Source organism: Acinetobacter sp. ANC 4216 (assembly GCF_004331195.1).
GTDB classification, from domain to species: domain Bacteria; phylum Pseudomonadota; class Gammaproteobacteria; order Pseudomonadales; family Moraxellaceae; genus Acinetobacter; species Acinetobacter kookii.
This window is the reverse complement of the sequence record NZ_SJOC01000004.1, coordinates 183,964-208,585: the sequence shown is the minus strand read 5'-3', so window position 1 is coordinate 208,585 and position 24,622 is coordinate 183,964. Positions and strand designations below refer to the sequence as shown.

Annotated in this window: 21 protein-coding genes and 1 pseudogene; 16 read left to right on the top strand and 6 right to left on the bottom strand. The window is 40.2% G+C overall.

Annotated features, from left to right (window positions below):
* From E0H88_RS04955 to pgaD, 11 genes and pseudogenes are all read left to right on the top strand, one after another.
* On the top strand, positions 1-711 hold the full coding sequence (locus E0H88_RS04955; protein ID WP_092819987.1) for a succinate dehydrogenase iron-sulfur subunit: 711 nt from the start codon (positions 1-3) through the stop codon (positions 709-711).
* A 583-nt stretch (positions 712-1,294) separates the two neighbouring features.
* A pseudogene (locus E0H88_RS04950) lies at positions 1,295-1,387 on the top strand (hypothetical protein); the annotation flags it as partial.
* 153 nt (positions 1,388-1,540) lie between these two features.
* A complete protein-coding gene (locus E0H88_RS04945) occupies positions 1,541-4,381 on the top strand; it encodes a 2-oxoglutarate dehydrogenase E1 component (protein ID WP_131273316.1) in 2,841 nt (946 codons plus the stop codon).
* Complete coding sequence (gene odhB / locus E0H88_RS04940; RefSeq protein WP_131273315.1) at positions 4,381-5,598, top strand: 2-oxoglutarate dehydrogenase complex dihydrolipoyllysine-residue succinyltransferase; 1,218 nt, start codon at positions 4,381-4,383, stop codon at positions 5,596-5,598. The genes E0H88_RS04945 and odhB overlap by 1 nt, the downstream gene beginning before the upstream one ends.
* Positions 5,599-5,658: 60 nt before the next feature.
* Positions 5,659-7,092, top strand: coding sequence for a dihydrolipoyl dehydrogenase (gene lpdA / locus E0H88_RS04935; RefSeq protein ID WP_131273314.1), 1,434 nt, complete (start codon positions 5,659-5,661; stop codon positions 7,090-7,092).
* 181 nt (positions 7,093-7,273) lie between these two features.
* Positions 7,274-8,440, top strand: a complete 1,167-nt coding sequence (gene sucC, locus E0H88_RS04930; protein ID WP_131273313.1) for an ADP-forming succinate--CoA ligase subunit beta — start codon at positions 7,274-7,276, stop codon at positions 8,438-8,440.
* Between the two features lie 12 nt (positions 8,441-8,452).
* Positions 8,453-9,343, top strand: a complete 891-nt coding sequence (gene sucD / locus E0H88_RS04925; RefSeq protein ID WP_131273312.1) for a succinate--CoA ligase subunit alpha — start codon at positions 8,453-8,455, stop codon at positions 9,341-9,343.
* A gap of 373 nt (positions 9,344-9,716) precedes the next feature.
* Positions 9,717-12,188: a poly-beta-1,6 N-acetyl-D-glucosamine export porin PgaA gene (gene pgaA, locus E0H88_RS04920; RefSeq protein WP_131273311.1), complete on the top strand. Its 2,472-nt coding sequence runs from the start codon at positions 9,717-9,719 to the stop codon at positions 12,186-12,188.
* Complete coding sequence (gene pgaB, locus E0H88_RS04915; RefSeq protein ID WP_131273310.1) at positions 12,188-14,026, top strand: poly-beta-1,6-N-acetyl-D-glucosamine N-deacetylase PgaB; 1,839 nt, start codon at positions 12,188-12,190, stop codon at positions 14,024-14,026. The genes pgaA and pgaB (E0H88_RS04915) overlap by 1 nt, the downstream gene beginning before the upstream one ends.
* On the top strand, positions 14,026-15,294 hold the full coding sequence (gene pgaC, locus E0H88_RS04910; RefSeq protein WP_131273309.1) for a poly-beta-1,6-N-acetyl-D-glucosamine synthase: 1,269 nt from the start codon (positions 14,026-14,028) through the stop codon (positions 15,292-15,294). The genes pgaB (E0H88_RS04915) and pgaC overlap by 1 nt, the downstream gene beginning before the upstream one ends.
* A complete protein-coding gene (gene pgaD, locus E0H88_RS04905) occupies positions 15,287-15,793 on the top strand; it encodes a poly-beta-1,6-N-acetyl-D-glucosamine biosynthesis protein PgaD (protein ID WP_092819979.1) in 507 nt (168 codons plus the stop codon). Before pgaC ends, pgaD begins: the two co-directional genes overlap by 8 nt.
* Here the strand turns inward: pgaD and pgaB (E0H88_RS04900) are convergent.
* The 3 genes from pgaB (E0H88_RS04900) to E0H88_RS04890 form a co-directional block, all read right to left on the bottom strand.
* A complete protein-coding gene (pgaB, locus tag E0H88_RS04900; protein ID WP_252151988.1) occupies positions 15,759-16,892 on the bottom strand; it encodes a poly-beta-1,6-N-acetyl-D-glucosamine N-deacetylase PgaB in 1,134 nt (377 codons plus the stop codon). The two genes, pgaD and pgaB (E0H88_RS04900), sit on opposite strands and share 35 nt — an antisense overlap.
* Positions 16,893-17,082: 190 nt before the next feature.
* On the bottom strand, positions 17,083-17,526 hold the full coding sequence (locus E0H88_RS04895; protein WP_131273307.1) for a VOC family protein: 444 nt from the start codon (positions 17,524-17,526) through the stop codon (positions 17,083-17,085).
* Positions 17,527-17,787: 261 nt separating this feature from the next.
* Complete coding sequence (locus E0H88_RS04890) at positions 17,788-18,330, bottom strand: hypothetical protein (protein ID WP_131273306.1); 543 nt, start codon at positions 18,328-18,330, stop codon at positions 17,788-17,790.
* Between the two features lie 342 nt (positions 18,331-18,672).
* On the opposite strand from E0H88_RS04890, the gene cysD reads away from it, so the two are divergent.
* The 5 genes from cysD to E0H88_RS04865 all read left to right on the top strand — a co-directional run bounded on the left by cysD (position 18,673) and on the right by E0H88_RS04865 (position 23,297).
* Complete coding sequence (gene cysD / locus E0H88_RS04885) at positions 18,673-19,581, top strand: sulfate adenylyltransferase subunit CysD (RefSeq protein WP_171259703.1); 909 nt, start codon at positions 18,673-18,675, stop codon at positions 19,579-19,581.
* Positions 19,582-19,695: 114 nt separating this feature from the next.
* A complete protein-coding gene (cysN, locus tag E0H88_RS04880) occupies positions 19,696-21,312 on the top strand; it encodes a sulfate adenylyltransferase subunit CysN (protein WP_131273305.1) in 1,617 nt (538 codons plus the stop codon).
* Positions 21,313-21,395: 83 nt separating this feature from the next.
* Positions 21,396-22,160, top strand: coding sequence for a hypothetical protein (locus E0H88_RS04875; RefSeq protein ID WP_086198719.1), 765 nt, complete (start codon positions 21,396-21,398; stop codon positions 22,158-22,160).
* Positions 22,161-22,505: 345 nt separating this feature from the next.
* Entirely contained in the window at positions 22,506-23,015 is a 510-nt protein-coding gene (locus tag E0H88_RS04870) for a PadR family transcriptional regulator (RefSeq protein ID WP_131273304.1), read from the top strand.
* Between the two features lie 33 nt (positions 23,016-23,048).
* Entirely contained in the window at positions 23,049-23,297 is a 249-nt protein-coding gene (locus E0H88_RS04865; RefSeq protein ID WP_131273303.1) for a DUF2798 domain-containing protein, read from the top strand.
* A gap of 67 nt (positions 23,298-23,364) precedes the next feature.
* Here E0H88_RS04865 and E0H88_RS04860 read toward each other — a convergent pair whose 3' ends face one another.
* The 3 genes from E0H88_RS04860 to E0H88_RS04850 all read right to left on the bottom strand — a co-directional run bounded on the left by E0H88_RS04860 (position 23,365) and on the right by E0H88_RS04850 (position 24,574).
* Positions 23,365-23,643 carry a hypothetical protein gene (locus E0H88_RS04860; protein WP_131273302.1) on the bottom strand — a complete coding sequence of 93 codons (279 nt, stop codon included), beginning with the start codon at positions 23,641-23,643 and terminating at the stop codon, positions 23,365-23,367.
* 136 nt (positions 23,644-23,779) lie between these two features.
* Entirely contained in the window at positions 23,780-24,109 is a 330-nt protein-coding gene (locus tag E0H88_RS04855) for a thioredoxin family protein (RefSeq protein ID WP_131273301.1), read from the bottom strand.
* A 24-nt stretch (positions 24,110-24,133) separates the two neighbouring features.
* Positions 24,134-24,574, bottom strand: coding sequence for an N-acetyltransferase (locus E0H88_RS04850; RefSeq protein ID WP_131273300.1), 441 nt, complete (start codon positions 24,572-24,574; stop codon positions 24,134-24,136).
* Positions 24,575-24,622: the final 48 nt, after the last annotated feature.

Below are 24,622 nucleotides of genomic sequence, written 5' to 3'. Positions count from 1 at the left end.
ATGAGTAGAGGTACTCGTACATTTAATATCTACCGCTACGATCCTGACAAGGATAAAGCACCGTACATGCAAACTTTTAAACTTGAATTGACAGACAAGCACCGTATGTTGCTTGATGCTCTTCTTGCGTTGAAAGTACAAGACGAATCTTTAACGTTCCGTCGTTCATGCCGTGAAGGTATTTGTGGTTCTGATGGTGTAAACATCAATGGTAAAAACGGTTTGGCATGTTTGTGGAACCTGAATGATTTACCAGAAGTGATTACTGTTCGTCCACTTCCAGGTCTACCAGTGGTTAAAGACTTGGTTGTAGACATGAACCAGTTCTACGATCAGTACAACAAAATTCACCCGTTCTTGATCAACAACCAGCCTGCGCCACCGAAAGAGCGTTTACAGTCTCCTGAAGAACGTGAACACCTTGACGGTTTATACGAATGTATTCTTTGCGCATGCTGTTCAACTTCATGTCCGTCATTCTGGTGGAACCCTGACAAGTTCCTGGGTCCTTCAGCATTGTTGAATGCTTACCGCTTCATCATTGACTCTCGTGATACTGCAACTCAAGAGCGTTTGGCTCGTCTTGACGACCCGTTCTCGCTATTCCGTTGTAAAGGCATCATGAACTGTGTATCAGTTTGTCCTAAAGGTCTTAATCCAACTAAAGCTATCGGTCACATCCGTAGCATGTTGTTAGACCAAGCAGGCTAATCTGCTCCAGTCAAAAAAAGCACACCCATAGGTGTGCTTTTTTTATACTTTTAATAGTTGTAAATAAGTATGGAATACTAAATGCTTATATGAATAGATGGGAGTGGGGGTGTGCAGCGGTGTTAAAAAATATATAATTGATTAAAACAAAAGCAGAATTTTGCTTAAAAACGATCTGGGTCTGGTGGGATGGTTTGAATGGGTGATTAAAGCACTAATTTTAGGCTTGAATCTGCAAATTTGAGATTAAAATGTTATTATATAACGCAGATAAAGAGAGCCAGTTTAAATATTGTGCTCTCTTTTGTTATATATGGTGAGGTGGGCTAGGACTTTGGTCTAGATTGAATCTAATTATGAGATAAAGCACCATATGTTAGATGAAAATGTTAGATGTGTATTTCGCTAAGTTATGAGAGGTATGTGTCAAAAAAATCAATTGCAACTGGAGAACATGTTACGATTTGACACAAAGCTATATTTAAAAAAAGCCCTGTATTTGCGTACATTTTTTCAACATTTGAAATTATGTATAAGGTTTATAAATAAATATAAATCGCTTTAGAAAAATTAAGTCACGTAGTTATTTTTTCTAAGTCGATTTGCAAAAAATTGCTCGGTTTTGGTCGAGTATATATCAATGAGTGATGATGCCAATGAGGGCGTTATGATTCATTATTCACATTGGGTTATTCCTAATGTAGTGATCACGCCTCATGGCTTATGCCTTATGGGGACTAATGTCATGTTACCAATTTGACATTATTAATCATGGGTTCGCTTAAAAAGCATCCTGAAAATGTTTTTGCAATAGGAAATGGGTCCACAAATGCAAGAAGTTGCTGACGCACTGCGTCTTGACACTGAACTTAGCGCTGACAGTGCAGCGTATATTGAAGAACTTTATGAGCAGTATTTGACGGCTCCAGATTCAGTAGGTGCTGACTGGCAAGAATACTTCGGTAAATTCCCTAAAGGTGATCAACCACATAGCAATGTACGTGAGCAATTCCTTTTATTAGGTCGCAACTCAAGTCGCGTTCAACCTGTGATTCAAAGTGCTGTAAGTTCTGAGCATGAGCGTCGTCAAATTGGCGTATTGCAACTCATTGCAGCTTATCGTAACCGTGGTCATCAAAAAGCAAAATTAGATCCATTAGGTTTGGCTAAGCGTGAAATCGTGCCTGATCTTGATCTTGCTGCGCATGGTTTGACTCAATCTGATTTAGACACAGTGTTTAACACGGGCAACCTTGCAATCGGTAAGACTGAAGCAACTTTAGCTGAAATGGTTCAAGCGATGGAAGCGACTTATTGTGCTTCTATTGGTGCTGAATACATGCACATTGTTGATACCAAAGAAAAACGCTGGATTCAACAACGTCTTGAAAGTGCAAAAGGCCAATTCGGTTTCACTGCTGAACAGAAAAAACACGTCTTAGAACGCTTAACAGCAGCTGAAGGTCTGGAAAAATACCTCGGTAATAAATACGTTGGTGCAAAACGCTTTGGTGTGGAAGGTGGTGAATCTTTCATCCCGATGGTGAATGAACTGATTCAACGTGCAGGCTCTGTAGGCTGTAAAGAAGTGGTTATCGGTATGCCGCACCGTGGCCGTTTAAACCTTCTTGTGAACATCATGGGTAAAAACCCGGCTGACCTGTTCGGCGAGTTTGAAGGTAAATCACTGCATAAAAAAGGTTCTGGTGACGTTAAGTACCACCAAGGTTTCTCATCTAACGTGATGACTCCGGGTGGCGAAGTTCACTTGGCATTGGCATTTAACCCGTCGCACCTTGAAATCGTAGGTCCTGTGGTTGAAGGCTCGGTACGTGCACGTCAAGTACGTCGTAAAGACATTGGTGGTGATGATGTATTGCCAATCATTGTTCATGGTGATGCAGCATTTGCAGGTCAAGGTGTAAACCAAGAAACCTTCCAGATGTCACAAACCCGTGGTTATACCGTAGGTGGTACAGTTCATCTTGTGGTCAACAACCAGGTTGGTTTCACAACTTCTGATCCACGTGATGCACGTTCTACAGAATACTGTACTGATATCGCGAAAATGATTCAGGCACCAATCTTCCATGTGAATGGTGATGATCCTGAAGCTGTATTGTTTGTGTCTCAGTTAGCGCATGATTTCCGTCATACTTTCCGTAAGGATGTTGTGATTGACATGTTCTGCTACCGTCGTCGTGGGCATAACGAAGCGGACGAGCCAGCTGCAACTCAACCGATGATGTATCAGGTGATTAACAAAAAAGCGACCACGCGTACGCTTTATGCAGATCAGCTTGTACAACAAGGTGTTCTTGATCGTGCTTCTGCTGACCAAATGGTTGAGCAATACCGTTCAGACCTTGAAGCAGGCAAGCATGTTGCCAATGCATTGGTGCTTGAACCAAATACCAAAATGTTTGTTGACTGGACGCCATACCTGGGTCACGAATATACAGACGAATGGGATACTTCGTTCCCAATCGAACGCTTGAAAGAACTTGGCACAAAAATGCGCGAGCTTCCAGAAGGCTTCGTGATGCAACGTCAGGTTGCAAAAGTGATCGACGACCGTCTGAAAATGCAAACGGGTGAAATGCCGCTGAACTGGGGTGCTGCAGAAACTCTAGCCTATGCTTCTATTCTGGATGAAGGCTTCCTGGTTCGCTTAACCGGTGAAGACGTGGGTCGTGGCACCTTCTCACACCGTCATGCAAAATTGCACAACCAGGTGGACGGTTCAACTTACATTCCATTATGTAACCTGAAAGAAAACCAGCCACGTACAGCAATTTATGACTCTTTATTGTCAGAAATGGCGGTACTTGCATTTGAATACGGTTATGCAACGACGCTTCCAAAGAGCTTAATTATCTGGGAAGCACAGTTCGGTGACTTTGCGAACTGTGCGCAAGTCGTGATTGACCAGTTCATCGCATCTGGCGAAACCAAATGGGAACGCGTGTGTGGTTTAACCATGCTTCTTCCACACGGTTTTGAAGGTCAGGGTCCAGAACACTCATCTGCACGTTTAGAACGTTTCTTGCAGCTTTGTGCTGAAGACAACATGCAGGTGATGACACCGACTACCCCAGCGCAAATTTTCCATGCGATGCGTCGTCAAGCACTTCGTCCAATCCGCAAGCCAATGATCATCATGTCGCCGAAGTCATTGCTTCGTCACAAACTTGCAACTTCTACGCTTGAAGAGCTTGCAAATGGTTCATTCCAGACTGTGATTGACGAAATCGACAACATCAACAAGTCTGATGTGACTCGTCTGGTACTTTGTGGTGGTAAGGTTTATTACGACTTGCTTGAAAAACGTCGTGAACAGGAATTAAACAACACTGCAATCGTTCGTATTGAACAATTGTACCCATATCCAGAACAACGCATTGCTGAAGTACTTGCTTCTTACCCAAATATCAAAGAAGTGGTTTGGGCTCAAGAAGAACCGAAAAACCAAGGTGCTTGGTTGTTCATCGCACCGCGTCTATATGACGACGTGATGAAATCAGGTAAACAAGTACGTATTAGCTTCGCAGGCCGTGAAGCTTCTGCTGCACCGGCATGTGGTTCACCATATTTGCACGCAAAACAACAAGCTCAGCTGGTAAATGACGCACTCGCGATTGCAGCTGAACAATCAGGAGATTCTAAATAATGGCAACCGAAATTAAAGCACCGGTATTCCCAGAGTCAGTTGCTGACGGTACGATCGCAACTTGGCATAAACAACCAGGTGAAGCGGTATCACGTGATGAAGTGATCTGTGATATCGAAACTGATAAAGTTGTTTTGGAAGTTGTTGCTCCTGCGGACGGTACAATTGCGTCAATCATTAAAAATGAAGGCGACACAGTACTGTCAAATGAAGTGATTGCACAGTTTGAAGAAGGTGCTGTTTCTGGCGCTGCGCAAACTCAAGCCGTTCAATCTGAAGAGAAAGTTGAACAAGCTGCAGCTCAAACTGAAGCGGGTGCTGCACCTGTGGTAGAACGTAGCCAGCCTGTTCAAGACCAAGCTCCAGCAGTGCGTAAAGCATTGACTGAAACGGGTATTGCAGCTAGCGATGTAGCAGGTACTGGTCGCGGTGGCCGTATTACTAAAGAAGATGTTGCAAACCATCAAGCTAAACCAGCGGCTCCAGCTGCTGCGCCTTTAAGCGTTGCTGTTGGCGAGCGTATCGAAAAACGTGTTCCTATGACCCGTCTTCGTAAACGTGTTGCTGAGCGTTTACTTGCTGCGACTCAATCAACAGCAATGTTGACTACGTTCAACGAAGTGAACATGAAACCAATCATGGAAATGCGTGCTCAATATAAAGACGCATTCGAAAAGCGTCATGGTGCGCGTCTGGGCTTCATGTCATTCTTCGTTAAAGCAGCGACTGAAGCACTGAAACGCTACCCTGCTGTAAACGCTTCTATCGATGGTGATGACATTGTTTATCACGGTTACTATGACATCGGTGTGGCTGTATCAAGCGACCGTGGTCTAGTGGTTCCTGTATTACGTGATACTGACCGCATGAACTATGCTGAAGTAGAAAACGGTATTCGCGCTTATGCTGCTAAGGCACGTGACGGTAAGTTAGGCATTGAAGACATGACTGGAGGTACGTTCACTATTACCAATGGTGGTACTTTCGGTTCATTGCTTTCTACGCCAATTTTGAATACACCACAAACTGCAATCTTGGGTATGCACAAAATCCAGGACCGTCCTATGGCAGTGAATGGTCAAGTAGAAATCTTGCCAATGATGTACTTGGCGCTGTCTTATGACCACCGTTTAATTGATGGTAAAGAAGCTGTAGGTTTCCTTGTAGCAATCAAAGAATTGTTAGAAGAACCTGCTCGTCTTATCCTTGACCTTTAATTCTATAGAATAAATCCATGGGCTTAGAGCGAAACTCTAGGCCCATTTTTGGAGATAAACATGTCTCAACAGTTTGATCTTGTTGTTATCGGCGGTGGACCAGGTGGTTATGAAGCGGCAATTCGTGCAGCTCAACTTGGTTTCAAAGTTGCCTGTATCGAAAAACGTATTCATAAAGGCAAACCGTCTTTAGGCGGTACTTGCTTAAACGTAGGTTGTATCCCGTCTAAAGCTTTGCTTGATTCTTCACACCGTTATGAAGATACAGTGCATCACCTAGAAGATCACGGTATTGCAACTGGTGAAGTGAAATTCGACCTAGCAAAAATGCTTGCTCGTAAAGACAAAATTGTAAACCAATTAACAATGGGTATCGATGGCCTTCTAAAAGGTAACGGTATCGGATGGTTAAAAGGTACAGGTAAATTACTTGCTGGTAAAAAAGTTGAATTTGTATCTCACGAAGGTGAAATTCAAATTCTTGAACCTAAATATGTCATTCTTGCGACAGGTTCAGTACCGGTAAACATTCCAGTAGCTCCTGTAGATCAAGACATCATTGTTGATTCAACTGGCGCACTTGAATTCCCTGAAGTACCTAAACGTCTAGGCGTAATTGGTGCGGGCGTAATCGGTCTTGAGCTGGGTTCAGTATGGCGTCGTCTGGGTGCTGAAGTTGTTGTTTTTGAAGCAATGGATGCATTCTTGCCAATGGCTGATAAAGCATTGGCGAAAGACTACCAAAAAGTATTGACTAAACAAGGTCTAGACATCCGTGTTGGCGCTAAAGTTGCTGGTACTGAAGTAAATGGCCGTGAAGTTACTGTTCAGTACACTCAAGGTGGCGAAGACAAAACTCAAACTTTCGACAAGTTGATCGTTTGTGTAGGTCGTCGTGCTTATGCTGAAGGCTTATTGGCTGAAGATTCAGGCATTAAGTTAACTGAACGCGGTCTGGTTGAAGTAAATGACTGGTGCGCGACTTCTGTTGAAGGTGTATATGCAATTGGTGACTTGGTACGTGGTCCAATGCTTGCTCATAAAGCAATGGAAGAAGGCGTAATGGCAGCTGAACGTATTCACGGTCATGCTGCACAAGTGAACTATGACACCATCATTTCTGTAATTTACACACACCCAGAAGCGGCGTGGGTCGGTTTAACAGAAGAGCAAGCAAAAGAAAAAGGCCATGACGTTAAGACAGGTCAATTCGGCTTTGCTGCAAATGGTCGTGCAATGGCAGCTGGCGAAAATGCTGGTTTCGTGAAGTTTGTTGCTGATGCAAAAACTGACCGTTTATTGGGCATGCACGTGATTGGACCTGCTGCGTCCGATATCGTACACCAAGGTATGATCGCACTTGAGTTTGTATCTTCAGTTGAAGATTTACAGTTGATGACATTTGGTCATCCTACATTCTCTGAAGTGGTTCATGAAGCTGCTTTGGCTGTAGATGGTCGAGCGATTCACGCGATTCAACGTAAGCGTAAGTAATAAAAAAGAGCGGCTTAAGCCGCTCTTTTTACATTTGATGGTTGTTTTTATTAGAACAATCATCTAAAAATAAAGATAAGAATCATTTTAAGTTCTAGAAAATACCAATATTGATTGATGTGAACCAAAAAATATTGGTGAACGTAATAACAAAGTCAAATAAGTAGTAAAAGGTTGTTCAATGAATCTACATGAGTATCAAGCAAAAACGTTATTAAAAAAATATGGAATGCCGGTGCAAGAGGGTATTCTGGCAACAAATGCAGAAGAAACCGTAAAAGCTTTCGAACAGCTTGGAGGAAAATTTGCAGTACTCAAAGCCCAGGTTCATGCCGGGGGGCGTGGTAAGGCCGGTGGAGTAAAAGTGGTGAAGTCTGCACAAGAAGCCGCAGACTATGCTAACCAGATTATGGGTACACGTTTGGTCACTTATCAAACCGATGCCAATGGACAGCCAGTCAACAGCATTTTAGTCTCTGAAGATGTTTACCCAGTTGAACGCGAGTTATACCTCGGTGCAGTGGTGGACCGTTCCAGCCGTCGTGTAACCTTTATGGCATCCACTGAGGGTGGGGTCGAAATTGAAAAGGTGGCTGAAGAAACTCCTGAAAAAATTATTAAAGTTGAAGTTGACCCGCTGGTGGGTTTATTGCCATTCCAGGCGCGTGAAGTGGCTTTTGCACTGAATTTAAAAGATGGACAGATCAATCAGTTTGTCAAAATCATGACCGCAGCTTATCAGGCATTCATTGAAAATGATTTTGCCTTATTTGAAATTAACCCGCTTTCAGTCCGTGAAAATGGTGACATCTTATGTGTTGATGCCAAAGTCGGGATCGACTCTAACGCTTTGTATCGTTTACCCGAAATTGCAGCGATGCGCGATAAGTCCCAGGAAAATGAACGTGAATTGAAAGCTTCAGAGCATGACCTGAATTATGTAGCCCTAGAAGGAAACATTGGCTGTATGGTCAATGGTGCCGGTCTTGCCATGGCAACCATGGACATCATCAAACTGTATGGCGGTCAGCCGGCAAACTTTCTGGATGTGGGAGGGGGTGCAACCAAAGAACGTGTCATTGAAGCCTTTAAAATTATTTTGGCAGACAGTTCAGTACAAGGGGTTTTAATTAATATTTTTGGTGGGATTGTACGTTGTGACATGATTGCTGAAGCCATTATTGCAGCGGTTCAGGAAGTTCACGTAGCCGTGCCGGTCGTTGTGCGTTTGGAAGGAAATAATGCAGAACTGGGTGCCAAGTTATTGGATGAATCTGGACTCACGTTAATTTCTGCATCAGGTTTGGCCGATGCTGCAGAAAAAATTGTCGCTGCTGTAAAAGCTTAAGGAGTATCAAACATGAGCGTATTAATCAATAAAGACACGAAAGTATTGGTACAAGGTTTTACAGGTAAAAATGGTACATTTCACTCAGAACAAGCCTTAGCCTATGGCACCAAAGTCGTTGGTGGGGTAACTCCTGGAAAAGGCGGTCAATCCCATTTAAATCTTCCTGTTTTTAATACCATGAAAGAAGCAGTCAAAGAAACAGATGCAGATGCCTCTGTGATTTATGTCCCTGCACCATTTGTATTGGATTCAATTGTAGAAGCAGTAGATTCTGGAATTGAGCTGATTGTGGTAATTACGGAAGGTGTGCCAACACTGGATATGTTAAAAGCCAAACGCTATTTAGAAACCAACGGTAATGGCACACGTCTGATCGGGCCAAACTGTCCGGGTATTATCACGCCGGGTGAGTGCAAAATCGGGATTATGCCGGGACATATTCATCAGACAGGTAAAATCGGCATTATTTCCCGTTCCGGAACATTGACCTACGAAGCAGTGGCACAGACTACTAAATTAGGCTTGGGTCAATCCACCTGTATTGGCATTGGCGGTGATCCAATTCCAGGCATGAACCAGATTGATTGCCTGAAACTGTTCCAGGAAGATCCGCAAACCGAAGCTATCATCATGATTGGTGAGATTGGCGGAACAGCAGAAGAAGAAGCCGCTGAATATATTCAGTCTCATGTGACTAAGCCGGTTGTGGGTTATATTGCAGGGGTAACAGCACCTAAAGGCAAGCGTATGGGGCATGCCGGAGCAATTATTTCTGGTGGTAAAGGCACAGCAGAAGAAAAATTTGCAGCTTTTGAAAAAGCCGGTATGGCTTATACCCGTAGTCCTGCAGAACTTGGCTCAACCATGTTTGAAGTGTTGAAGAATAAAGGTTTGGTGTGACATATAACAAGTGCAATAAAAAACCCCTCTTTTGAGGGTTTTTTATTGCATGATATTTGATATGGATAACAATCTAACGTTGAGGAATTTTAAATTAAAATAGTAGATTGTAAGGAAGGATATTTTTACAACCCGTTAAAATAGCGCGTTGTATGAAAATTGTAGGTTGCTTGAATAAAGAAAATATTATATTTAAATTAAAATAATCAGATTAAAAACAATATAATTTATATTTAAAATAATGTGATTTATATCACATATAATAATAAAAAACACAAAACGAAACACAATATTTTATTAATTTGCTCTTTTATTCACATATTGTGGATTACAATGTCAGCATTAATAACAATGAATAAAGAATATTTTAATTATGAACTTTAATTTCACTGTACTCGCGCTTTCCTGTGGGACTTTACTGTTTTCTACATTGTCATACGCAGAATTGATCTATAAGGACGTTGTGGATCAACAACGTGAAAAAGTTATACCTTTAATTAAACAGGGCCAGGTGGACACTGGTTTACAAAAACTCAGACAATTATTGGGCCGCTATCCCAATAATCAGAAACTGATTGCTGATTTTGTAGTAATGGCTTATGAAAATAAAAAGTTTGCAGAGTCGGATATTCGCTACCTAAAGGGTATACAAAGTCAACAATTTCCAGACTATGGAAAAATATATGTCATCAAGGCATTACGCGACTTAAAGAAATTTGAGTTAGCAGAAAACTGGGCCAAAACCTTTGCAAAAACCGATTCCAATCCACAATGGATTGTCTGGACAGGCATATTGCAGGCAGAAGCGGGTAAAAAGGCACAGGCGAAAAAAACACTTTCTCAGGTCGACATTAATAAGGTTGAAGCAGATTATTTAGCCCAGCTTTCTTATACTTACCGGTTGCTAGATATGCCGGTAGAGGCATTGAGTACGGCTAATCTGGCTATTGAAAAAAGCAAGGATGTGAGTACCGAAGAACAGTATGCATTGGCCTTGCTGACCAATGCAGATTATGCCAATGCGGAAAATTTTATACAAAATAGTCAATCACTCAAAGAAAATGCCGATCTGAGAGCCAATGCCAAAATTAATGAATTTTCCCAGCGCATTCAAAATGCTGTGGAATATTATAAGCTTTCCATTTATAGAGGTCGAAAACAGCCGTACCAGCCACTTGATGAAGTGCTCGCGGATATGGAACAGTACGAATCGCAACTGCCGAATGATCCGAGTTGGAAGCGACGATTTTACTATGAATACATTTATGCCTTAAACGAACGAAATCGCTCTCAAAAAGTCTTCGAGCAAATTCCAAAAACTGGCGTGCCTATAGAACAGATGCCTCCTTATGTGCGTCAGGCTATTGCAGATGCCTACTTTAAGAATCAACAGCCTCAAATCGCTGAAAAAATTTATAAAAATTTGCTGCAAGAAAAGAACTATGCGCATTTTGAGTTGTATGCAGGCTTATATTACTCGTTAATTGAGCAGGAGAAATATAAGGAAGCTGATCAATTATTAAAAATAATGGACAAAGCCTTACCTACTTTTCAATACAGTAATGCTAAAGGTGTGGATAAAGTTACCCATGATGACCGAAGTGAGTATTTAGCTTTAGTCGGGCTGAATTATGCCTATCGTCAAGAATATGCCAAAGCCGAACAATATTATGAACAATTGATTGCAAAAGCGCCTAATAACGTACTTTTCCAAAATAATCGCGCATTTATTCAACTTTTGCGTGAAAACCCGCAACGTGCTGAATGGATCGTATCTCAATGGGATGGCGTCATACCGGTAGATGAAGGCATCCGAATCCGTCATTTAGAAAACCTGCGAGCTTTGGAAAATATCCAGGAATGGCGTATCCAAAGTGCTGAACTCATACAAACCATGCCTGAAGATACGACTGTAGTAAAAAATAAAAAAGAACTGAATGACCGTAATCATGCCTCTATTCAACACCTGAGTAATTTTTCAGAAAGTGACTCAGATAATTCGGCTTTACTCGATCGTTTGAGAGGGAACCGTGAGCAGGATCATTTCACACGCATTCACAGCCCATGGCTTTTTGATAATTATCGTACCTATGTTGATCACAGTTTTCGTTCTGGTGAATATGATACCGGCACCATTGAATATCAACGTGTAGGTCTAGGGCTGGAATGGGCATCGCGTCGTAAAGCGGTAAATATCATGTTGTCTCAGAGTATCGACAATGAACAAGATCAAGACCGTTTTGGGGTCAAGCTCAATTGGTCACAATGGCTGAATGATCATTGGCAGTACGCATTAGGATTTAATAGTCAGGCGGATATTCCTTTACAGGCCATCAGAAATGGCAATGAAGGAAAATCTTATACCTTTGATTTGAATTGGCAACAGCATGAATCCCGTAAGGCAGGTCTTGTCTATCAGTTAACCGATATTGATGATGACAATACACGCCAAGAGGTTTCGGCATACCTTAAACAACAGATTTTTCAAGCCCCGCATCATACCACCAGTTTGACTCTGGCCGGTTATTACAGCCAGAACAAAGATGTCATTGTGGACTATTTCAATCCTGAAGAAAGTTATAGTGCAGAACTGAATTTACAGCATGAGTGGATTACGTGGCGTAGATATGAAAGGAATTTCACTCAACATTTTGAAGCTACCATTGGGACTTTTGGACAAGATAATTATTCCAGCAAGCCAATTTATAACGTTTTTTATGAACATGATTGGCAGCTTTCTCGGACATGGCGTCTGAACTATGGCATAGGCTGGGGAACTCATCCTTATGATGGTGAAGATGAAGAAAAAACATATGCAACAGTGGGCTTTAAAGGAATTTTTTAATGAAACACGTGATAAAAACCTTACTTTCTGCTGTCATGGTAACGGCATTCGCCGTTCCAGTGACGGTTTTTGCTCAAAATATAACGAAAAATACCACTGAAATACCTGATAATTTATTTGTGACCATCACTTTTCATGATGTTCGGGATGACGTTTCCCGTGACGGAGATCGGGATCTTTATGCAATTAGTACTAAAAATTTAGGACGCTATTTTGCATGGTTAAAACAGGAAGGGTGGCAAACGATTAGTTTGCAAGATGTATGGGATGCTCGGCAAAAGAAAAAGAAATTACCTAAAAAATCAGTGTTATTAACCTTTGATGATGGGGCAATCAGTAGTTATACCCGAGTTTTCCCGTTATTGAAACAGTATAAATATTCCGCTGCTTTTGCTATTCCTACGAGCTGGATTAATGGGAATACCAAAGATGCTTATGAGGCCTATGGTCAAAATAGCTTAATGACCTGGGATCAAATGCGGGAAATGCAACGTTCAGGTCTGGTAGAGTTTGTATCACATTCGGATAATCTGCACAAAGGCATACTTGCCAATCCTCAACAAAGTATGCAACCCGCGGCAATTACTCGCCAATTTTTGCCAAAATATCAACGTTATGAATCAGATCAAGCCTATCAAAAACGGGTTATAGATGATTTAAAACAGTCTAAGAAAATTTTAGACACTGAATTAGGAATAGATACAAGGGCTATATTCTGGCCTTATGGTGCCGTGACCAAGGAAAGTGAAGAACTTGCAGAAAAAGCGGGTCTGCCTATGTCATTTAGTTTGGGCAGTATGTCCACCCTTGCTGATTCGGGGCAAACCTATCAACGCGCCCTGGTCATGAATAACCCGACCCCTGAAATGCTACATGCAGAAATGCTGGATTTTTTGACTTTTGCCAGTGATATCCATAAGCAACGTAGAAGTTATATCCGTTTTGATTTGGCTGAAATGGTCAGTCCCAATAATGAAATTTTTGATCAAAAACTTGGGCAATTTCTAGATCAGGTTAGTGCATTACAAACCAATACCATTTTATTAAAAACCGTAGCGGATGAGAATGGTGATGGAAAAATAGATGTTGCCTATTTCCCAAATCGTCAACTGGGCATGCGTAAAGATTTATTAAATCGTACAGTTTGGCAAGCGCGCACCCGTGTAGGTAATCGGGTATATGCTGAATTACCGATTAGTTTACAAACCAAACAGGGACTCAATTTTGCAGATCTCACTGCCGAATTGGTTAAATATAATTCTTCAGTTGAAGGTGTAATGATCGATATTGGAGATGAGCTCGACTGTGCAATACAGAAACAGACCTGGGATGGAGAATGTGCTCAAAAAATAAAAAAGGTTTTTGATATAAAAGATCAAGCTAAAAAACAGGCAAAATATTACACCAATATCAGTAATAATTATCAAACTGTTTTGAAAATTACCTTAAAGGATAAGCATGTAGATGGATTAATGCCTTTGATGGAATACAGTTTAAATAATAAGGATTTTCTTTATATTGAATTTGATCCGGTGAAAGATGCTGGAATATTTAAAACTTTAGAAAAACAACTCGAAAAATTAAACAGTATACAAAAACAGTATTTAATCGTGAGTTTTACAGTAAATCAGAATGCAAAACGAAGCGACTGGAAAGAGTATTCGCAATATTATCAGGAACTAAAAAAATTATCCGTACAAAAAATTGGAATTAATAATTATCAATTAAAGGCTGGACAACAAGTTCAAGAGTATCTTTACCAAGATTTAAGTATTAATACCAGTCCACTCACTTATCGTAATCCATATGAAAATAATACTGCGAAGGGGAGGAAATAATGACTGACTCAAGTTTATTTCAAATTAGTGATGTGTATTTTGGCTTTGCTTTTTTCTACCCATTATTTATGGCTTGGCTTTGGATTGCGGGGGGAATCTGGTTCTATTTAAAACATGAACGCAAGCAACCGCCATTACCTCATGCTAGCGAACATGGATGCAGTATTATTATTCCTTGTTTTAATGAAGCAGCCCAGGTTCGGGATACCATAAAATTTGCCATGCAAACGCAGTATCCGGATTTTGAAGTCATTGCAGTAAATGACGGAAGTCAGGATAAAACTGCCGAAATTCTTGATGAACTTTTGCAAAAATATCCGAAACTCAGAGTTGTCCATTTGGCTGAAAATCAGGGCAAGGCCTATGCTTTACGTGCCGGTGCAATGGTGAGTCAAAATGAATATCTGGTGTGTATAGATGGTGATGCCTTAATCCATCCGCATGCAGTGCTATGGATGATGCATCATTTAACAAGATATCCAAGGGTTGGGGCAGTCACGGGGAATCCACGTATTTTGAACCGCTCCAGTATTCTGGGCAAAATTCAGGTGGGTGAATTCTCTTCTATTATTGGATTAATTAAACGTGCACAACGCACCTATGGACGAATCTTTACTGTTTCAGGCGCAATAGTCGGTTTTCGTAAAACGGCGCTAGACCGGATTGGATATTGGCGTGATGACATGATCACGGAGGATATCGATGTATCATGGCGTTTACAGTTCGATCATTGGGACCTGCAATATGTCCCAAGAGCACTGTGCTATATCTATATGCCTGAAACTTTTAAAGGTTTATGGAAACAGCGTTTGCGTTGGGCACAAGGAGGAGTAGAGGTTTTATTTGCTTATTTACCGAGCTTATTTAAGTGGAATCGACGCCGTATGTGGCCTATTGCACTAGAGTCTATTGTCAGTGTGGTTTGGGCATATGTGATGTTCGGTATTATTATCCTATATCTATATGGTCTGTTTTTTTCTTTACCCGGAGAGTGGGCAATTCAATCTCTCTTTCCACAATGGTACGGGATTATTCTGGGTTTAACTTGCCTTATTCAATTCTTTGTTAGTTTATGTATCGATAAGCCCTATGATAAAGCCCGAATCTTCAGAAACTATTTTTGGGTCATTTGGTATCCATTGTTCTTCTGGGTTCTCACTATGCTGACGACAGTGGTTGCATTACCTAAAACGATTTTCAAGACTCAAAAACGTGCACGTTGGGTAAGCCCAGATCGTGGATTTAGAGGAGCGCCAGAAAATGACTAAAGTATATAAATATTATTTAATTGAAGATGAGTCAAAATTAGAACTGCCAGCGTATATTGATCAACCTGAATATGTACGTAATAAAAGCGCGGGTTACAGCTTACAAATTGTGGGTTGGTTTATGTTTATGTGGTTATTTATGCCAGTGTTGACCCTATTTTTATGGTGGTTTGAAGGTCAAACCATTTATCAGCAACTGGTTATACAAGCCCAACCCAATAGCCCATTAAGTTTAATCAATATTGTTGTGATGATTTTAAGCTTTATTGGTCTGCTGTTGCTGTGGGCAACTTATAACTGGGCTCGCTTTTCAGGTAAGGATCGTAGAAAAACCCCAGTAGCGGTCGCAGTACCGCAACTTGCCAGTAGTTTTAAGGTGAATACGGCAGATATTATCAATATGCAGCAGGCTAGGAATTTAACCCTTTATTATAATAATAAAGGGTTTCTGGAATTTTTTGAGACTAATCACCAGTTAAAAAAGCGGATTTCAGCTTAGACGGTTGAGGATGTTCCTGTACGAAATCATCGGGGTAATAACCAATATGTTTTACCCCGTGTTTTTCTAAAAACTTGATGGTATCCACAATTTCTTCGGTGGAAAGTTTTTGATTATTTCGCCAATTCAACGCCTGAAGTTCAAAAATCGTATGACTCAAATCTGGGTCATATTTTTTTGACCGTTTTACGAGATCCAAATAGAATTGTTGATGGTCATCCGCTTCTTCCATATAGGGCATCGCCATAATGGCATTGTAGTCATAATATTGATAAGTACTGGGCATGGATTGGCTAAACCAGTTTTCACTATGAGGCTCTAAGACCACCGGTGCATACATATTGCGTGCAGTCAGTAGATGAGGCTGTTGCTGTTTAATGATTTTGGTAATACCTGCAGCAAATTGATCCAGATAGGCTGTTTTGAATTTTGCAAACTCTAATTGTTTGGATTGCCGAGGCTGTTTTAATAATTGATCTGCACCAAATCCCCAAGCCCGATACATATTTTGTGCCGGAGCCGAGCTGTCCTCATAATCATTCAGCGTAACATCATCATGGTAGAGCACACCATCTACCGCATTTGATTTGATAAAATCTACAAAAATCTCGGAAACATATTGAAGGTTTTTAGGATCAAAGGGAGAAACCCGAATATAACCCTGTTTTCCGCCGTCGTAATGTGAGACATAAGTCAGTTTATAACTTTTTGGAAATTCCCATGCCATTAAGGGGAGCCAGGCATAAATATGCTTGACCTGAGTCTTGCTGCGAATCTGGCTAACAAGAACAGGAAAAAGATTGTCCCTGCTTGGGATGTGGCGGTTTTTAAAATAGACCTGATCGGCTGAACCATTGGCATCAGGATCGGCAAAGGCTTGCAAGAAAATGGTATTGGGTTGAATCTTGTTAATACGCTGTAATAGAGTCTGAAGATTTTTTTTCTGCTGCGCTTTATCTTTATCATAAACATAGTCGATATCGATATGCATGATACGCATCTGATCGATTTTGCCGGTTTTTTTAAATGGCGGTGCAACTGATTTTTGTGTCATATTTTGCTGCACAATTGCATCAATAGGATGTTGTTTGATTTGCACGAGATCTGCAGCCTGTGTAGACAATGGCAGACAGCCTAAGCTCCAATAAAGGCAACGGCTAAGCCTGTTCTGGTATAAATTTTTAAAATTATTCATTGTTATACTCGCTTTTATTGGTTATTGAGTTTTTCAAAAAATTATCAATGTATTGATGCTTGTTTTATTGTTACCTGATCGTGATGCCGAGTGATCAGGCATGAATCAAATCCTCAATCACCAGCTTTTTCATTTTAAATGCTGCGGCTTGGGCATGAGGATTCTGCTTAAAGATTTCACTCAAATTTTCAGGATGAATTTGCCAGCTAAAACCATACTGGTCTTGCAGCCAGCCGTAATAATCACTCCAGGCATATTGACCTAATTCCATCAAGATAGAACCACCCTCGATCAACTGATTCCATAAGCGATCAATTTCATTTGGGTTTTCACAAATGACCATAAAGGAAATGGAAGGATTGGGATGAAAAGTAGGACCTCCATTCATGCCTAAAAATGGTACGCCTGAAAAATTTGCTTTTGCCACATATTGGTTTGTTTCGATCATATGACTATGCGGAAAAATAGAACCATACCATTCAAAGGCTGCTTGGGCATTTTCTTCAAACCATAGGCAGGGGTAAATAGAGTGAGTCATTATTATGCTCTATATAGGTCATATAAACAGATACAGATAATGTAGTGTTCTGGCAGTATTACTCAAGTGAGTTTATGCAGGGTAATTGTATAAAGTTTATTCAATTTTAATAAAAATGCAGTCATTAAGACTGCATGTTTTTTATGATAAAAATTTATATAGATTCAACTGTTTGTAATACGAAAATGAATGATCTTTTCAATCAGCTTGCTTTAATCTTTTATCTTAAATGGATGATGCATGCAGCTTGAATAACTATGCTTAAAGCAAGCAGGATTGAATACGGACTTTCATGTCTAAAGCCTGTTGCAGAATAAAAGCTTTCATCCAGTTGACCTGTTGTCCCATCGGATTGGTTTTGATGGCTGTGTTCAGGAAGTCTAACTGTGGCTGGTTGAAAAGTTGCGTTTCAATGGCATGTTCAAGCTGAGCGCTACTGGCTGTCATGGGCAGGCTGACCAGATAAAATGCCTTGGGATAATTATAAAAGGCATACAACAGGTTAAAGGCTTTCTGATCGGCCTTCAGATTGCCTGCACCAATTTCATAGCTGCGATCCTGGTTGCTATGCGTGACTCCAATCAAAAAATCAAAATGATTATCCGAAAGTCTTAGTCCATATTGCAGCCCAATCTGGTCAGCGGTATGTTCATGTTGCACAAAATTATTCAGGATTGAACCATCATCATTCAACGGTTCCTGCAAGATCAGTAAATGCGCATTGTGCTGATAGATATGACCTGCAAGCTGCGCCTGTTCCAGGCGGGATTTAACGGATTCAAGAGTACGGTCTAGCGTATGCATAATTCAAAAAATACAGGAGATGGGAGAAAGTCTAAGTACTCTATGCAATTTTTAGCAAGAATGACATAGATGTGTTAGATGAATTAACAATCAGATTAGATTTTGTACATTTTAATGTTGGCTTGTGGTAAAGGGCGCATCTGGATAAAATAATAGAACATCATTTAAGTGAATCATTAATAAAAACTTATACTCTTTATTAGTTAAGCTTTATATGACAAATATGCATATCAATATAATAAAACAAGCAATAGATGTGATAACTAAATCTCTATAATGAATATATATATTTTTAAAAGTGTAATAAGTACACGTTGATCTGAGCTGGTGTTGTCAATGTCCATAACTGAGGAAAGACTTACTCATCTTAAACAGCTTGAAGCTGAGAGTATTCACATTATCCGTGAAGTGGCTGCCGAATTTGAAAATCCGGTCATGTTGTATTCTATTGGTAAAGATTCTGCAGTAATGCTGCATCTTGCTTTAAAAGCATTCTATCCTGCAAAACTTCCATTCCCGCTACTGCATGTAGACACGGGCTGGAAGTTCAAAGATATGATCAAATTCCGCGACAACATGGCGAAAACCCATGGTTTCGATTTGATCGTGCATCAAAACAAAGAAGGTAAAGACGCTGGAATCAACCCGTTTGATCACGGCAGTTCTAAATATACCGACATCATGAAAACCCAGGGCTTAAAACAGGCTTTGGATAAATACGGTTTTGATGCCGCTTTTGGTGGCGCGCGCCGTGATGAAGAAAAATCACGTGCCAAAGAACGTGTTTATTCGTTCCGTGATACGAAGCACCGTTGGGACCCTAAAAACCAGCGTCCTGAGCTTTGGAACCTTTACAACGGTAAAGTGAACAAAGGCGAAAGTATTCGTGTATTCCCGTTATCAAACTGGACTGAGCTTGATATCTGGCAATATATCTATTTGGAAAGCATTCCATTAGTACCACTTTATTTGGCTGCAGAACGTCCTGTAGTTGAACGTAGTGGCACACTGATTATGGTTGATGATGAACGTATGCCTTTACATGAAGGTGAAGTTCCACAAATGAAATCGGTACGTTTCCGTACTTTAGGTTGTTACCCGTTAACGGGTGCAGTTGAATCAACTGCCAACACCTTGCCGGAAATTATCCAGGAAATGCTTTTAGCCACAAGTTCTGAACGTCAGGGTCGTATGATTGACCATGATGAAGCAGGCTCGATGGAAAAGAAAAAGCAGGAAGGTTACTTCTAATTAATCTCTCCCAACCTCTCTTTACGAAAGAGAGGAGAAAAAGTCCCTCTTTTATAAAGAGGGATTTAGGGAGATTTAGAAACCGATTTCAACGAATTTGTGGAGCTTTGAGCAATGTCTCATCAATCAGAATTGATTAGCCAGGATATCCTGGCGTATTTAAAACAGCACGAAAATAAAGACCTGCTACGTTTCCTGACTTGCGGTAACGTGGATGACGGTAAATCGACTTTAATTGGTCGTTTGCTTTACGATTCAAAATTGATTTATGAAGATCAATTGCAAGCCGTAACCCGTGACTCGAAAAAAGTCGGTACAACAGGTGATGCACCTGACTTGGCGTTACTTGTAGATGGTCTGCAAGCTGAACGTGAGCAGGGGATTACCATTGATGTGGCTTACCGTTATTTCTCTACTGAAAAGCGCAAGTTCATCATTGCCGATACTCCGGGACATGAGCAATATACCCGTAACATGGCGACAGGTGCATCTACCTGTGACCTTGCAATCATTCTGATTGATGCGCGTTATGGTGTACAAACCCAAACCCGCCGTCATACCTATATTGCAAGCTTGCTCGGTATTAAGAACATTATTGTTGCGATCAACAAAATGGATCTGGTGGAATTCTCTGAAGCGCGCTTCAATGAAATTCAGGCCGATTATGCCAACTTCGTAAACCAGTTAGGCGACCGCAAGCCAAGTAACATCATCTTTACGCCTATTTCTGCATTGAATGGCGATAACGTGGTGAACAAGTCTGCCAATACGCCGTGGTACACTGGCGAAACCTTGATGGGTACGCTTGAGTCTGTTGAAATTAACCGTGATACCGCGCAACGTGATTTCCGTTTCCCTGTGCAGTATGTCAACCGTCCTAACCTCGACTTCCGTGGTTTCGCTGGTACGATTGCGCTGGGTGAAATCAATGTGGGCGATAAAGTTGTTGCCTTGCCATCTGGTAAGACTTCAACGGTTAAAGAGATCGTTACCTTTGATGGCAACCTTGAACATGCTTTTGCAGGTCAAGCGGTCACACTAACGCTAAACGATGAAATTGACGTATCACGCGGTAATATGCTGGTTCGTGCGGATCAGGCTGTTCCTGCCATTTCACGTTCAGTGAAAGCGACTGTGGTCTGGATGGCGGATCAGCCGTTAGTAATTGGCAAGCTGTATAATATCAAGATTGGTACGCAAACTGTGCCTGCCAAAGTGACTGGCATTAACTTCCGTACCAATGTGAATACGCTTGAGCAAATGCAAGTGGATCACCTTGAGCTGAATGCGATTGCCAATGTGACTGTTGAATTTGATGCGCCAGTGGTCTTTGACCGTTATCAGGACAGCCGTTACACCGGTTCGTTTATCTTCATTGATCGTTTGAACAACGTTACGATTGGTGCGGGTATGGTTGAAGAGTCAGTTGAATGGACTGCACATAGTAACCCTGTCACTGCGGAAGACCGTGCGGCACGTTTGGGTCAAAAACCTGCGTCAATTACGGTATCTGCTAAAGCACTGGAAAATGCGCAAGCGCTTGAAAACCTGTTGCTTCAACAAGGTATTGTTGCGATTGCGAAAGCTGATCTTGATGCTGCGCAAGTTGCACTGCTTCGTGAAACAGGTATTGCGGTGATTACCACTGTTGCGGAAGGTACAGATGTAAGCTTCGCGCAAGAGTCGGTTGAAGAATTGGCTGAGAAAATTGTGGAATTGGTTCGTCTTTAATAGATTGAATTGATTTAAAAAACCTGCCGAAAGGCGGGTTTTTTATGTAGAATATTAAAATTAAATTTTTGATAATCATAATAATGAATGAATTCTTAGTCTTTTTGAAAACTAATCAAAGTTTAATTGCATTATGCACAGTATTAGTGACTATAGTATTCAGTTTATTAACGGTCAGACATAATAGAAAAAGTCGAGAACTCCAGCTTAAACTTAATATTTTCATGAATTTGGCAGAGAATATTGATTCAGCATTGTATAAGTTGAAACATCCAATTTATGTAGCAATTAATGAAAATATTGAATTACCTATTGAATTTTTTCAGAGTCTTACAAAAGTAAAAATGGTTTTGCATCTTGACTCTTTGGAGATAGTGAATAGATGGGAGAATACCTATATATCTATTTATTTCCAAATGATTGAGTTGGGTTACGCAATTATTGATATAAAAAGTGAGATTTCTGCAATTGACCCTATAATTAATAATTTTGAAAATGAAATAATTTTTTTACAGCAAAAATATTATGATGCATTTGTTAAAGGGGACATGAATGCTACACAACGAGCTTTGGAACACAAAAAAGCTGTTAGTAATTTAAAAAAAGAATATGTAGATGAAAGGCTAAAGTTAATTTTAAAAAGATGTGAATTGGAAGATATAGCAAATATTAAACTTTTTGAATTAAAAGGAGAGATGGCCAAAGTTAATATAGATTTACTTAATGCTTTTCGTTCAGAATTAGGATTAAAAAGTGTGAAGTTCAATGAAGCAGAACATAATAAGGTTATCAATGAATGGAGAGATAAGCTTAAAGACTTGATAAAGCTTAGTAAAGAAGCATTATAAATATGAAAGTTCTTCTTTAATGTAAAACTTTTCTAAAATTCTTAAATGGAATGGAAGGATCAAAACACTTTGAGTTTATATAATTAATATTAACTGAATTCTTAAAATAGCTTCATAACAATTTAAAAAATTCAAAATTGAAATATTAAACATAAATTTTTTTTAATAATTTTGATATGTTATTAGAAAATATACATAAAAAGTCTCATTATTATATTGGAGTAGGATAAAAATTGAAGGAATTTAGAGGTCATCTAAATCTAAAATAATTAAAAAATAGAGGTAACTAAAATTTTAAAAATATATTAAGATATATCTTAATGGTTTTTGAGGTATGTCTTAGCTATGCCAAATTCAGACCTTCTCGCAGTTAGCGAAAGTCCTGTTAAAATCCGAAAACGCCTGTTTGAAGCAGGCGAAATGAAGCTCTTGGTGCTGCACTTTATTGCCCAATCCCCAAAGTTTAGCTACGACATTATCAAAGATGTTGCTGCTTTGGTTGGTGGAAACTACAAGCCGAGCACCGGCACCATCTGTCCGACCATCAACTATCTTGAAGAACACCATTACACAGAAGTAAAGCTGAGTGTGGATGAGCGCAAGCAATATCATATTACAGCCAAAGGCCTAAAACATTTAGCCGCGCATCAACAAGAGGTCAATAAAGTTCTCGACCGTTTTAATACGCGTAAGCAAATCCACAACAACGAACAGTTTATTGATATCAAACGTGCGATGGAAAACCTGAAAACTTCCCTGCGTTTAAAGCTGTCCCATGCTGAATTAAGCAGTAAAGACGTTCAAGAGATTGCAGAACAGATTGACCAAGCCGCAGCGAACATTACCCGTTTGTAATTCGATTCACGATTTAAAAGATCAGGTTAAATGATGAAAAATAATCTCCCAAAATTTCACCCTAAGCATCTGGCCTGGCTGATGCCCCTTATTCTGTCGGGCATTATGAGCGGGGCAATTTCCTGCTTTAACATGCTGCTGAATAAAGGCTGGAGTGACCAGTTTATCTCATTATGGCTACATGCCTGGAGCTTGTCATGGCTGATGGCATTTCCATTGATTCTGGTCGTGCTGCCATTGGTACGTAAATTCCTGATGCAATTTGTGGATATGCCCAAATAAAAAACACTTCAGTTAATTAAAAAATTATCCAAACCATGAATATGAAAGAAGGGGTGAATGCATAACTTTAGCCCCGTTTTTTTATCAGCCAGATCACTAAGCGGGTCAACATAAGCAGTACGGCAAAATAGATCTGAAAGACGGCTGCAAAGATCATGATCCAGCCGCTATTCCCAGGTGTTTTTCTTGCATCAAGCTCAATGACAAATACCAAAATTGCAACTACAACTTCAAAAGCAATCACAGTTTTAAATAGCCAGGCCCAAGGAAAACGCAACAACCATGTCAGGAAAATAATGCCCAAACAAGGGAACAGGCAAAATAGGAAAATGACTTTTAAATCCATAATAATTGAGTATTTTTTATTGTCGGTGTGGGTCTTACAATATATTGAATAATAATAGAAATAAAGTAAGATTTACTGAAATGACGCTACAATATTCAATTGAGTATTTTTATCGATCAGCAAAGATAATTTTATATTAGTCCATTAAATCAACAATACTTTTCATTTCATTCAAACTTTTCACCCCTGCAATCCGTTGAATGATTTGTCCATTTTTAAAAATCAGTGTAGAAGGCAAACCATAAACGTTATAGCGTAGGGTCAGAATCGGGGATTGATCGACATTGATCTTGCCGAATTTGATCTCGGGTTTTACTTCAGCATAATCAGCGGCCAGCTGTTCAAAGACAGGGAAGTTCTGTACACAGGGTTTGCACCAGTCGGCATAGAAACGGATGACTGCCAGGCCTTCAAACCATTCAAAGTCACTATAATTATCTTCATTGTATGCAATGACGGCTGACATCAATTTGTCCTTATCTTTTCCAAATTAAGGCTTGGACCAAGTCATATTCAATTCTGCATGACCGGTGTTTTTATCCAGGGCTTGGCTGATGACTTTAAAGCCCAGCTGCTGATAAAAACTGACCGCTGCGGTATTTTCAGTATAGACATTTAAATGCAATTCATCACATTGCTGTTTTAAAAAATCAATTAAACATTTGCCATATCCAGAACCTTGCTGATGAGGTGCAATAAAAAGTGCAGCCAGCACTGCCTCTGATCTTAATAAAGACGCAAAACCCAGCACTGTTTGATTTTCTTTAATGACAAAATTTTCGGCCAAAGGCAGATAAAGATCACGCATCGGAATCAGCTGCTTTTCCCAGTAAGCAGCAGGAATAAAATCATGCACCTGCAAGGAAGCATTGAGCCAGATGCCTAAGATAGCATCCATATCCTGCATTTTAGCTTTTTGAATGGTTGCCATGTGCTATCTCATATTATTTTGCTGAATAGTGGGAGGATTATACATAAG

Excerpts from the sequence above, each read along its gene's own strand:
- E0H88_RS04870 (WP_131273304.1), top strand. The coding sequence starts at position 22,506 with ATGCCAAATTCAGACCTTCTCGCAGTTAGCGAAAGTCCTGTTAAAATC.
- pgaB (WP_131273310.1), top strand. The coding sequence starts at position 12,188 with ATGAAACACGTGATAAAAACCTTACTTTCTGCTGTCATGGTAACGGCA.
- E0H88_RS04955 (WP_092819987.1), top strand. The coding sequence starts at position 1 with ATGAGTAGAGGTACTCGTACATTTAATATCTACCGCTACGATCCTGAC.
- E0H88_RS04945 (WP_131273316.1), top strand. The coding sequence starts at position 1,541 with ATGCAAGAAGTTGCTGACGCACTGCGTCTTGACACTGAACTTAGCGCT.
- lpdA (WP_131273314.1), top strand. The coding sequence starts at position 5,659 with ATGTCTCAACAGTTTGATCTTGTTGTTATCGGCGGTGGACCAGGTGGT.
- E0H88_RS04850 (WP_131273300.1), bottom strand. The coding sequence starts at position 24,574 with ATGGCAACCATTCAAAAAGCTAAAATGCAGGATATGGATGCTATCTTA.
- odhB (WP_131273315.1), top strand. The coding sequence starts at position 4,381 with ATGGCAACCGAAATTAAAGCACCGGTATTCCCAGAGTCAGTTGCTGAC.
- cysN (WP_131273305.1), top strand. The coding sequence starts at position 19,696 with ATGTCTCATCAATCAGAATTGATTAGCCAGGATATCCTGGCGTATTTA.
- E0H88_RS04875 (WP_086198719.1), top strand. The coding sequence starts at position 21,396 with ATGAATGAATTCTTAGTCTTTTTGAAAACTAATCAAAGTTTAATTGCA.
- E0H88_RS04860 (WP_131273302.1), bottom strand. The coding sequence starts at position 23,643 with ATGGATTTAAAAGTCATTTTCCTATTTTGCCTGTTCCCTTGTTTGGGC.
- E0H88_RS04855 (WP_131273301.1), bottom strand. The coding sequence starts at position 24,109 with ATGTCAGCCGTCATTGCATACAATGAAGATAATTATAGTGACTTTGAA.
- E0H88_RS04895 (WP_131273307.1), bottom strand. The coding sequence starts at position 17,526 with ATGACTCACTCTATTTACCCCTGCCTATGGTTTGAAGAAAATGCCCAA.
- pgaC (WP_131273309.1), top strand. The coding sequence starts at position 14,026 with ATGACTGACTCAAGTTTATTTCAAATTAGTGATGTGTATTTTGGCTTT.
- sucC (WP_131273313.1), top strand. The coding sequence starts at position 7,274 with ATGAATCTACATGAGTATCAAGCAAAAACGTTATTAAAAAAATATGGA.
- sucD (WP_131273312.1), top strand. The coding sequence starts at position 8,453 with ATGAGCGTATTAATCAATAAAGACACGAAAGTATTGGTACAAGGTTTT.
- pgaA (WP_131273311.1), top strand. The coding sequence starts at position 9,717 with ATGAACTTTAATTTCACTGTACTCGCGCTTTCCTGTGGGACTTTACTG.
- pgaD (WP_092819979.1), top strand. The coding sequence starts at position 15,287 with ATGACTAAAGTATATAAATATTATTTAATTGAAGATGAGTCAAAATTA.
- E0H88_RS04865 (WP_131273303.1), top strand. The coding sequence starts at position 23,049 with ATGAAAAATAATCTCCCAAAATTTCACCCTAAGCATCTGGCCTGGCTG.
- E0H88_RS04890 (WP_131273306.1), bottom strand. The coding sequence starts at position 18,330 with ATGCATACGCTAGACCGTACTCTTGAATCCGTTAAATCCCGCCTGGAA.